The organism is Siculibacillus lacustris (assembly GCF_004328075.1).
GTDB lineage: Bacteria > Pseudomonadota > Alphaproteobacteria > Rhizobiales > Ancalomicrobiaceae > Siculibacillus > Siculibacillus lacustris.
The window spans coordinates 22,623-31,859 of record NZ_SJFN01000046.1 but is presented as its reverse complement, the minus strand read 5'-3'; the positions used below and the strand labels follow the sequence as shown (position 1 = coordinate 31,859).

Sequence of the window (9,237 nt, the reverse complement as noted above, 5' to 3'; positions counted from 1 at the left end):
TCAGTGAATGGGCGACCGTCTTCGGCGATGCCAAGATGACGACCGCGTTGCTCGACCGGCTCACCCACCACTGCCACATCCTGGAGACAGGGAACGACAGCTTCCGCTTCAAGAACAGTTCGGCGAAAACGGCCAAACCAACCAGGGAGAAGACGAGGAACTTGACCGCCAACTGACCAACCGACCATCATCAAGGCGGGTCAGTTCTCAGTGGAAAGCCTGGGTCAGTTCTCCGCGGAAATCAACAGGCCACCTCAGCGCATCGACGAGGAGCCTGAACGCCGCGGAAGACTGTCGGCGGCTGGGATAATAGAGGTGGTAGCCGGGGAACGGTGGGCACCAGTCGTCCAGCACGCGGATCAGGCGGCCGGCGGCGATGTGGTCGGCGACCATGCCCTCCAGCGTCGAGGTGAGGCCGAGCCCCGCGACGGCCGCCCCGATCGCCTGTTTCGAGGTGTTGAAGGCCAACTGTCCTTCGACCCGCGCGCGGAGTTCGCGGCCGTCCTTCTCGAACTCCCAGGCGTAGAAGCCGCCGAGCGTCGGAAGACGCAGATTGATGCAGTCGTGGGCGGTGAGATCGTCGGGCGTCTCCGGGCGCGGGCGACGCTCGAAATAGGTCGGCGCACCGACCACGGCCATCCGCATCTCCGGACCGATCGGCACCGCGATCATGTCCTTGGCCACCTGTTCGCCGAGGCGCACACCGGCATCGTAGCGTTCCGCGACGATGTCGACGAAGCCGGCATCGACGGTCAGTTCGACCTTGAGGTCGGGATAGGCCGGCAGGAGATGGGCGAGCGCGGGCATGATCACACGCTCGACCGCATCTTCGCCGGCGGTGATGCGGAAGTTGCCGGCCGGCTTCTCGCGCAGTTCGCCGAGCGCTTCGAGTTCGGCTCCGATCTCGTCGAGGGCGGGCGAGAGCACCCGGAGCAGGCGCTCGCCGGCTTCCGTCGGCGCGACGCTGCGGGTCGTCCGCGCCAACAGGCGGACGCCGAGGCGGGCCTCCAGCTCCCGCATGGCATGGCTGAGCGCCGACTGCGAGACCCGCAGTTTGGCCGCCGCCTTGGTGAAGCTGCGAGCTTCGGCCACGGCGCAGAAGGAAAGGAGGTCGGCGAGGTTCTCTTTCAGCATTCGTGAGCACCACTCATGGGTTCATGCCGATCTCAGCACCTAATCGGCATCGAGGCAACCGGCTAGCTTGCGCCTCGACCCGACCGAACGGGAGACGCTCCGCCTGCGCCTCGTCGGTCGCACCTCGAACCGGAGAACCGGCGATGACCCTCAACGTGCTCGGCTGGGCGGCGCAGTCCGCCAAGGCCCCGATGGCACCCTGGCGCTTCGAGCGCCGCGACCCGCGTCCCGACGACGTGGTGATCGACATCCTGTGGTGCGGCGTCTGCCACTCCGATCTGCACAACGTCCAGAACGACTGGGGCTTCTCGACCTATCCGATGGTGCCCGGCCACGAGATCGTCGGGCAGGTGTCGGCGGTCGGCGCCGACGTGAAGAGCTTCAAGGTCGGCGACCGGGTCGGCGTCGGCTGCATGGTCGACAGCTGCTTCTCCTGCGATCCGTGCGACGACGGCGAAGAGCAGTATTGCCCCCATTGCGTCTACACCTACGGTCACGTCGACCCCAAGGACGGCATGACCACCTACGGCGGCTATTCGCAGACGATCGTCGTCACCGAGCGCTTCGTGCTGAAGGTGCCCGAGACGATCGACCCGGCCGGCGCGGCGCCGCTCTTGTGCGCTGGCATCACCACCTGGTCGCCGCTCCGACATTGGCAGGTCGGCGCCGGTTCCAAGGTGGCGATCGTCGGCCTCGGTGGCCTCGGCCACATGGGCCTGAAGCTCGCCAAGGCGCTCGGCGCCGAGGTGACGCTGTTCTCGCGGTCGCCGGGCAAGGAAGCGGACGCTCGCCGCCTCGGAGCGGACCGGGTCGTCATTTCCACCGATGCCGATCAGATGGCGGCCGTCGCCGACACCTTCGATCTGATCATCGACACGGTACCCTATGTTCACGACGTGAACCCCTACATTCCGACGCTGGCGACCGACGGCACGCTGGTGCTGGTCGGCTATCTCGGCCCGCTCGAGCCGGCGCTGAACTCCGCGCCGATGGTGTTCCGCCGCAAGGCGGTGGCCGGTTCGTTGATCGGCGGCATCCGCGACACGCAGGAGATGCTCGACTTCTGTGGATTGCACGGCATCACCGCCGACGTCGAAGTGATCGGCATGCAGGACATCGACACGGCCTTCGAGCGGCTGAAGCGGGCCGACGTGAAGTACCGCTTCGTCATCGACATGGCGACGCTGCGCGCCTGATCGCAGACGGCGGCGGGTGCGCCCGCCGCCTTTCCCCCGAAATCAGATCGTCACCGACGCCGTCGCGCCGGATGGATCGTCGTTGCCTGTGATGGAGACCGACCATGTCCGATGCGACGCGTGACGACGAGCGTTCCGCGCCGTCTTCGGACGAGACGCCGATGCCGGGATCGACGCTGCTGCCATCGCGGCGTCGACTTCTCGGGCTGGCGGCGTTCGGCCTCGGTGTAGGAGGATTACCTTCGATGTCGGTTCCATCGTTCGCCGCACCGGGCCGGGACTTCGGCCGCGTGCTGATCGCCTACTGGTCGAGAACCGGCAATACCCGCGCGGTGGCGGAGGGCATCCGCGCCCTCGTGCCCGGCGACCTCTTCGAGCTGAAGAGCACCCACACCTATCCCGCCGCCTATCGGCCGACCACGGATCAGGCCAAACGCGAGCAGGACGAGAACTTCCGTCCGAAGCTCGTGGCCGACGTCGCCGACATCGACGGCTACGACACGGTGTTCCTCGGCTTTCCCAACTGGTGGAGCACCATGCCGATGGCGTTCTTCACCTTCCTCGAGACCCATCGCCTCGCCGGCAAGACGGTGGTGCCCTTCTGCACCCACGAGGGGAGCGCGCTGGGCGCGAGCGTCGGCGACATTCGCCGTCTCTGCCCATCGGCGAAACTTCTGGAGGGCATCGCCCTGCGCGGCGGAGAGGGCGGCTACGCCAAGACGGACGCCGCTCGCCGCGACGTGGCGTCCTGGCTGCGTCGTCTGTGAGGGAGAGGATGATGTTCGCCAGCCGCAGTCTCGTCACGGTCCTGCTGGTCGTCGCGACGCTCGTGGTGATGCTCGGCGAGGCATTCGGCGCCGTCCGGTCGAAGCCGGCGCAAGATTGATCGGCAGCCATGTCGCTTTCCGCCCGGCTGATCCTCGACCTCGTGATGCTCGGGCTGTTCCTCGCGTCGTTCGCCTGGCGCTTCACCGGCAACACGGTGCACGAGATCGGCGGCTTCCTCCTCCTCGCCGCCGCGATCCTGCACAACGGACTGAACCGGCGATGGTATCGAGCGATCCCGCAAGGTCGCCATCGCCCGGTTCGGAGGGTACTGACCGCCGTCGACCTCGGGCTGCTGATCGCCACCGCCGCGGTGATGACGAGCGGCCTGACCAACTCGCGGCTGCTCGGTCGGCTCACCGGCGCCGAATGGGAAATCCTCTCGCGACAGTTCCACTCCGCCGCCGCCCATTGGGTCCTCCTCTTCGCGGCGCTGCACCTCGGTCTGCACCTGCGGCTCTTCGCCGGAGCCTTCCGGAAGCACGCGGGCATCGATCTCGACCGCGGGGGCGCCCTGATCGCCACGCGCGTGTCGGCCGCGGCGCTCTCCGCCTTCGGGCTGCATGCCTTCGCCGACCGTTCGATCGCCGCGCGGCTGACGGCGACGGTCTCGTTCGACTATTGGGACCCGAGCTTCCCTGTCGCCTGGTTCCTCCTCGAGTATGTCGCGCTGATCGCCGCCGGCGCCATCGTCGCCCACTACGGGCGGGCGGCGGTGAGACGCGCCGAAGGATGGGCGGGGCGTATCGCCGACGAAACCACGACCTGACCGGGGTGTTCGACCGACGGGCGCGCGTCGCTGCGGCGAAGCGCGTGGTCGAAGGCTCGGCCGGCAGTCGTCGTTCATGATCCACACTCATGAGTACATGCCGATCTTCGCGCATTATCGACCGATCGCCGACGGCCTAAGTTTCGGACGAACAGACGGACAGCCCCGAGGCACGTCCGATCGAGACACAACCCCCATCGGGAGTTCGAACATGGACATCACCAAGGTCGGCATCACCCCTTCGCAGAAGGGTCCCTCGGACTGGTTCACCGGGATCGTGCGGGTCGACCACCTGTTTCCCACGCACGAGCCGGCCCGGGCGAGCGGCGCCGCGGTGACCTTCGAGCCCGGCGCCCGCACCGCTTGGCACGCCCATCCGCTCGGTCAGACCCTGATCGTCACCGCCGGCTGCGGCCGCGTGCAGAGCTGGGGCGGACCGATCCGCGAGATCCGGCCGGGCGACGTCGTATGGATCCCGGCCGGCGAAAAGCACTGGCACGGCGCCGCGCCTTCGACTGCGATGACCCACATCGCCATCCAGGAGGCCGTCGACGGGTCCGCCGCCGACTGGTTCGAGCACGTGTCCGACCAACAGTACGCCGGAGCGATCCATGCCGATTGATGCCGCCCCGCTCTCGCAGACCTCGACGGCGCCCCGCAAGGCGATGATCCTGACCATCATCCTGGCGAGCTACATGATGATCGTGCTCGACATCTCGATCGTCATCACCGCGCTGCCGAAGCTCCACGACGAACTCGGCTTCACCGACACCGGGCTGTCCTGGGTCCAGAGCGCCTATACGCTCGCCTTCGGCGGCTTCCTGCTGCTCGGCGCGCGGGCCGGCGACATCCTCGGTCGGCGGCGCATGTTCCTGGTCGGGCTGGCGATCTTCACCGTCGCCTCGGTGGTGATCGCCGTCGCCCCGTCGGCGGCGGTGATGCTCGCCGCGCGCGCCGTCCAGGGCTTCGGCTCCGCCGTGCTGGCTCCGTCGACGCTCGCGCTGATCCAGACCAATTTCGCGGCGGGCCCCGAGCGGACCCGCGCCGTGGCGCTCTACGGGGCGATCGCCGGCATCGCTTCGAGCGTCGGCCTCGTCGCCGGCGGCGTCCTCGCCGATCTCGTCTCCTGGCGAGCCGGCTTCCTGATCAACCTGCCGATCGGTCTCGCCATGATCCTGGCGACGCCGCGGTTCATCGCCGAGACCGAGCGGCATGCCGGACGCTTCGATCTCGCCGGTGCGATCACCTCGACCGTCGGCATGACCGCGCTCGTCTATGCCGTGGTACGGTCGGCGTCGTCCGGCTGGACCGACGCCGCCACACTGGCGACGCTCGCCGCCGGCCTCGTCCTCCTCGCCGTCTTCGTGCGGGTCGAACGCACGGCGGCGCAACCGATCCTGCCGCTCGCCCTCTTCGCTCACCCGGTCCGCGCCGCGGCCTATGCGGCGCGGGTGTTCTTCCTCGGCGGGATGATCGGCTTCTGGTTCTTCATCAGCCTGTTCCTGCAGGACGTCGCCCATTGGAGCCCGCTCGCGACCGGTCTCGCCTTCCTGCCGACCACCCTGGTCAACTTCGCCTCCGCCATGGCGGTGCCGAAGCTCACCCGCCGCTTCGGCAATGGGCGCCTGCTCGCCACCGGCCTCCTGATCGGTGTCGTCGGTCTCGGTTGGCTCTCGCGCATCGATGCCGGGACGTCCTACGCGGTCGGCATCGCTCTGCCGATGATCCTGATCGGTTTCGGGCAGGGCCTGGTGCTCGGACCGCTCACCGCCGCCGGGATCGCGGACGTCGACGCCCGCAACGCCGGCGCCGCCTCCGGCCTCGTCAACGTCAGCCATCAGATCGGCAGCGCGCTGGGCTTGAGTGTTCTGGTCGCGGTGGCCGGCATCGGCTCGACCGGCCTCCGAGGGACGGCGCTCCTCGCCCATCGCATCTCGACCGCGCTCACCGCGGGCACGCTCCTGCTCACCGTCGCCACCGTCCTGGCGATGGCCTTCATCGCCCGCCGCCCCGGCGCCCGGCGCTGACCACCCACACCATTCTCGAAGGAGATCTATCATGAAGCAGAGAACTCTCGGAGCGAGCGGGCTCGAAGTCTCCGCCCTCGGCCTCGGCTGCATGGGCATGAGCGCCGCCTACGGACCTCCGGCCGATCGGGCGGACATGATTTCGCTCATCCGCCATGCGGTCGACGTCGGCGTCACCTTCTTCGACACCGCCGAGGCCTACGGCCCCTTCACCAACGAGGTCCTCGTCGGAGACGCACTCGCGCCGGTCCGCGACCGAGTGGTGATCGCCACCAAGTTCGGCTTCGACATCGATCTCGAGACCGGGGCGCGGACGGGCGGCACCAACAGCCGTCCGGAGCACATCCGTGCCGTCGCCGAGGCCGCGCTGAAGCGCCTGCGCACCGACGTCATCGACCTCTTCTACCAACACCGGGTCGACCCCGCGGTCCCGATCGAAGACGTCGCCGGGGCGGTCGGCGATCTCGTCCGGGCCGGCAAGGTCCGACATTTCGGGTTGTCCGAGGCCGGTGTCGGCACCATTCGCCGCGCCCATGCGGTCTTCCCGGTGACCGCGGTGCAGAGCGAGTTCTCGCTGTGGTGGCGGGCGCCGCTCGTCGATCTCTTGCCGACGCTCGCGGACCTCGGCATCGGCTTCGTGCCCTTCAGCCCGCTCGGTGCCGGCTTCCTGACCGGCAAGATCGACGCGAAGACGGAGTTCGACGCGTCCGACTTCCGTCGTCTCGTCCCGCGCTTCTCGCCGGAGGCACGCGCCGCAAACGCCGGACTCGTCGACCTCGTCCGGGCGATCGCCGCCCGCAAGTCCGCCACCCCGGCCCAGGTCGCCCTCGCCTGGGTGCTGGCGCAGGCCCCCTGGATCGTACCGATCCCCGGGACGACCAAGCGCCATCGCCTCGACGAGAACCTCGGCGCGGTCGATCTCTCCCTCGACGCGGCCGACCTCGCCGAGATGGAACGAACCCTCACGGCAATCCCGATGGTCGGGGACCGTCTGCCGGAAGCGGCATTGAAGATGACCGGCCTCTGAAATCGTGACGAGCGATTCGCGCCATGACCAAGATCTCGATCCTCGGTGCGAACCGCGGGCTCGCCCGCAACACCACACGCTTCCTTCTGGACCGCAGCGACGTCGAACTGACGCTCTGTCTCCGCACCGCAACGCCGTTCGGCTTTCCAACCCCGACCCGGCACGCGTCCGGATCGTCGAAGGCGACGTCGTCGACGCCGCGGCTCTACGCAAGGCGATGCGCGGACGGGACGTCGTCCATGCGAACCTCGCCGGCGGCATGGCGGCGCAGGCGCGATCGATCATCGCCGCGATGCACGACACCGGCGTGCGGCGACTGATCTTCATCAGTTCCATGGGCATCTACGGCGAGGTTCCCGGCGAGCCGCCATCGCAGCGTCCTCGACCCCTTGTCGAGACTCGGCTGCACCGATCGAGGCGTCGGATCTCGACTGGACGATCCTTCGACCCGGCCGGTTCGTGCGTGGCGGGCCTTCGTCCCGTCGCCTCACGCGGAGGGGAGAACCGTTCGTCGGGGACGACGTCTCGATCGATGCTCTGTCGAAGCTGATCGTCGACTTGGCCATGCGCGAGGGCCTGCACGTTCGGGAAAGCCTGGGGGTGAGCCGCGAGTGACGATCGGGCCGCGTTCAGGAGCCTCGAATACCGGTCTTCGGCTTGCCCCTGCACCAACCGAGAATAGATCGGCTGCACCGCATCGCTACACACAGACTTGCCGATGCGATCAAACCGCTTCATCTATCAAGGATGAACACAACGTTGCTTCGTTCCCCTCCCTCTCCGCCATTTCTCATCTGATTCTTCAGAGATCTCCTGATTTTCGGACGCCACGAAGCCGTACGGGTCGATCGAGGATTTGCGCCCTGTCGTGCAGCCGGATCCCGAGACCCGGTCGAGGCCGAACCCGTCCGATGTCGCGCGCAGCCCGACGGTTTCGTTCGCGTCGCGTCGGCCCTGGCGATGCAGACGAAATCGCCGTCCCGCGGCCACGTGTTTCACCACCGGCCCCATCATCGCCGACCGAGACGTGGCGCTTCACCAGGATGCGTCGAGCGGCCGGATCGCCGCGCAGGATGCGGCAGACGCCGCGGACCCGCGGATCAGCCCTTGGGCCGGTTGACCAGTTCCTCGGCGATCTCGTTGTCGATGACGATCGTATCGGCGAGCCCGGCCTTCAACACCGCCCGCAGCGGTTCGACCTTGCGCCGACCGGCCGCCAGCACGATCACCTCGGATCGCCTCAGGGCGTCGAGCCCGACCCCCATGGTGCGGTCGTTGAGGAGGGTCGGCGCGAGCGACCCGTTCCGATCGAGGAAACTGCCGCCGATCTCGCAGACGGCGCCGGAGGCGACCAGTTCGGCGATCTCGCGAGCCTCGAGCCGCGCCGCCCTGAAGAAGGTGTTGCCGGCCGAACAGTCGCTGCAGCCGAGCACTTTGAGCGACGCGTTGCGGGCGATGTCCAAGGTGTCGAGAACCGATCGGTCGCGTTCGAGCGCCCGTCGGGTCTCCGGATCGGTGACGGTCAGAGGCGCCGGGAGGGTGAGTGCGCTGCCGCCGGTCGCCGCGGCGAAGCGCAGGGTCAGCGAATAGCAGCCGTTGCCGTCGTCGAGCGACGAAGCGCCGAGCAGCGACACCACGCGGAGGTCGGACTTGGCCATCGACGGGAAGGACACGACCATCTCGGCCAGCGTCTTGCCGGCACCGATGCCGACCGTCAGCAGCTCGGCATTCTGCAGGCGCCGGCTGATGTGATTGGCCGCGACGATCCCTACCGCCTGCTTGCCCAGACGCGCGGTCAACTCCAGATCGGTCGATTCGATGCCGATATAGGGCGTCAGAAGACACTCTTTGACATTGTAAGTGGCCGAGATCCAGTCGCAGAGTGCGAGTGTTTCCGTCGTCTCGTGCTCGATCGAGATCTTGACGACGCCCTTTTCGCGGGCACTCGACAGCATCCGAGCGACTTTCGATCGCGATGTCCGGAGATTTTTGGCGACCTCTTCCTGGCTGAAACCATGGATATAGTAGAGCCAGGCCGCTTTGATGTGCAGGTCTTCACTGATTGTCGCCATGGCCGCCACGTCTTGTCGAGAGCGAGCGGCGGATCCGGTCCGCCCGACACAACTTCGCACGACGATAGCCGTTTCCCCAAGTGTGGTCAAATGTCCACGTCGCGCACACTTGACCAGATCAGCGGTCGGGCGTATGACAATTTGGTCAGCGCCCGCACAAATGTTCATGCGGTGACCGCGGTTCCCA

General features: G+C 67.6%; 10 protein-coding genes and 1 pseudogene. 9 read left to right on the top strand and 2 right to left on the bottom strand.

Translation table 11 applies throughout. The annotated features are described in order from the left end of the window. A partial coding sequence (locus tag EYW49_RS20825; protein ID WP_165498331.1) for an ATP-binding protein occupies window positions 1-176 on the top strand: 176 nt, incomplete at its 5' end. 31 nt (window positions 177-207) lie between these two features. On the opposite strand, the gene EYW49_RS20820 is transcribed toward EYW49_RS20825, so the two are convergent. Then, window positions 208-1,134, bottom strand: coding sequence for a LysR family transcriptional regulator (locus tag EYW49_RS20820; RefSeq protein WP_131311555.1), 927 nt, complete (start codon window positions 1,132-1,134; stop codon window positions 208-210). Between the two features lie 143 nt (window positions 1,135-1,277). Here EYW49_RS20820 and EYW49_RS20815 point away from each other — a divergent pair, with 143 nt between their 5' ends. The 8 genes and pseudogenes from EYW49_RS20815 to EYW49_RS23750 all read left to right on the top strand — a co-directional run bounded on the left by EYW49_RS20815 (window position 1,278) and on the right by EYW49_RS23750 (window position 7,593). Then, entirely contained in the window at window positions 1,278-2,330 is a 1,053-nt protein-coding gene (locus EYW49_RS20815; RefSeq protein WP_131311554.1) for an NAD(P)-dependent alcohol dehydrogenase, read from the top strand. 245 nt (window positions 2,331-2,575) lie between these two features. Further along, window positions 2,576-3,097 (top strand): flavodoxin, encoded by a 522-nt coding sequence (locus EYW49_RS20810; RefSeq protein ID WP_206365517.1) that lies wholly within the window; start codon window positions 2,576-2,578, stop codon window positions 3,095-3,097. Window positions 3,098-3,225: 128 nt separating this feature from the next. Continuing rightward, complete coding sequence (locus EYW49_RS20805; RefSeq protein ID WP_131311552.1) at window positions 3,226-3,924, top strand: DUF4405 domain-containing protein; 699 nt, start codon at window positions 3,226-3,228, stop codon at window positions 3,922-3,924. A 211-nt stretch (window positions 3,925-4,135) separates the two neighbouring features. After that, a complete protein-coding gene (locus tag EYW49_RS20800; RefSeq protein ID WP_131311551.1) occupies window positions 4,136-4,546 on the top strand; it encodes a (R)-mandelonitrile lyase in 411 nt (136 codons plus the stop codon). Further along, on the top strand, window positions 4,536-5,951 hold the full coding sequence (locus tag EYW49_RS20795; RefSeq protein WP_131311550.1) for an MFS transporter: 1,416 nt from the start codon (window positions 4,536-4,538) through the stop codon (window positions 5,949-5,951). The genes EYW49_RS20800 and EYW49_RS20795 overlap by 11 nt, the downstream gene beginning before the upstream one ends. Window positions 5,952-5,982: 31 nt before the next feature. After that, window positions 5,983-6,978 (top strand): aldo/keto reductase, encoded by a 996-nt coding sequence (locus EYW49_RS20790; protein ID WP_131311549.1) that lies wholly within the window; start codon window positions 5,983-5,985, stop codon window positions 6,976-6,978. 4 nt (window positions 6,979-6,982) lie between these two features. Next, window positions 6,983-7,294, top strand: a pseudogene (locus EYW49_RS23305) (NAD(P)H-binding protein); the annotation flags it as partial. Next, window positions 7,255-7,593 carry an NAD(P)H-binding protein gene (locus EYW49_RS23750; RefSeq protein WP_206365518.1) on the top strand — a complete coding sequence of 113 codons (339 nt, stop codon included), beginning with the start codon at window positions 7,255-7,257 and terminating at the stop codon, window positions 7,591-7,593. The pseudogene EYW49_RS23305 and the gene EYW49_RS23750, both read left to right, overlap by 40 nt. 485 nt (window positions 7,594-8,078) lie before the next feature. On the opposite strand, the gene EYW49_RS20780 is transcribed toward EYW49_RS23750, so the two are convergent. Continuing rightward, complete coding sequence (locus EYW49_RS20780) at window positions 8,079-9,218, bottom strand: sugar-binding transcriptional regulator (protein ID WP_131311548.1); 1,140 nt, start codon at window positions 9,216-9,218, stop codon at window positions 8,079-8,081. Window positions 9,219-9,237 lie beyond the last annotated feature (19 nt).

Bases quoted from the DNA above. Each gene is read 5' to 3' on its own strand.
- EYW49_RS20800 (WP_131311551.1), top strand. From the start codon at position 4,136: ATGGACATCACCAAGGTCGGCATCACCCCTTCGCAGAAGGGTCCCTCG.
- EYW49_RS20815 (WP_131311554.1), top strand. From the start codon at position 1,278: ATGACCCTCAACGTGCTCGGCTGGGCGGCGCAGTCCGCCAAGGCCCCG.
- EYW49_RS20820 (WP_131311555.1), bottom strand. From the start codon at position 1,134: ATGCTGAAAGAGAACCTCGCCGACCTCCTTTCCTTCTGCGCCGTGGCC.
- EYW49_RS20805 (WP_131311552.1), top strand. From the start codon at position 3,226: ATGTCGCTTTCCGCCCGGCTGATCCTCGACCTCGTGATGCTCGGGCTG.
- EYW49_RS20810 (WP_206365517.1), top strand. From the start codon at position 2,576: ATGTCGGTTCCATCGTTCGCCGCACCGGGCCGGGACTTCGGCCGCGTG.
- EYW49_RS20790 (WP_131311549.1), top strand. From the start codon at position 5,983: ATGAAGCAGAGAACTCTCGGAGCGAGCGGGCTCGAAGTCTCCGCCCTC.
- EYW49_RS20795 (WP_131311550.1), top strand. From the start codon at position 4,536: ATGCCGATTGATGCCGCCCCGCTCTCGCAGACCTCGACGGCGCCCCGC.
- EYW49_RS20780 (WP_131311548.1), bottom strand. From the start codon at position 9,218: ATGAACATTTGTGCGGGCGCTGACCAAATTGTCATACGCCCGACCGCT.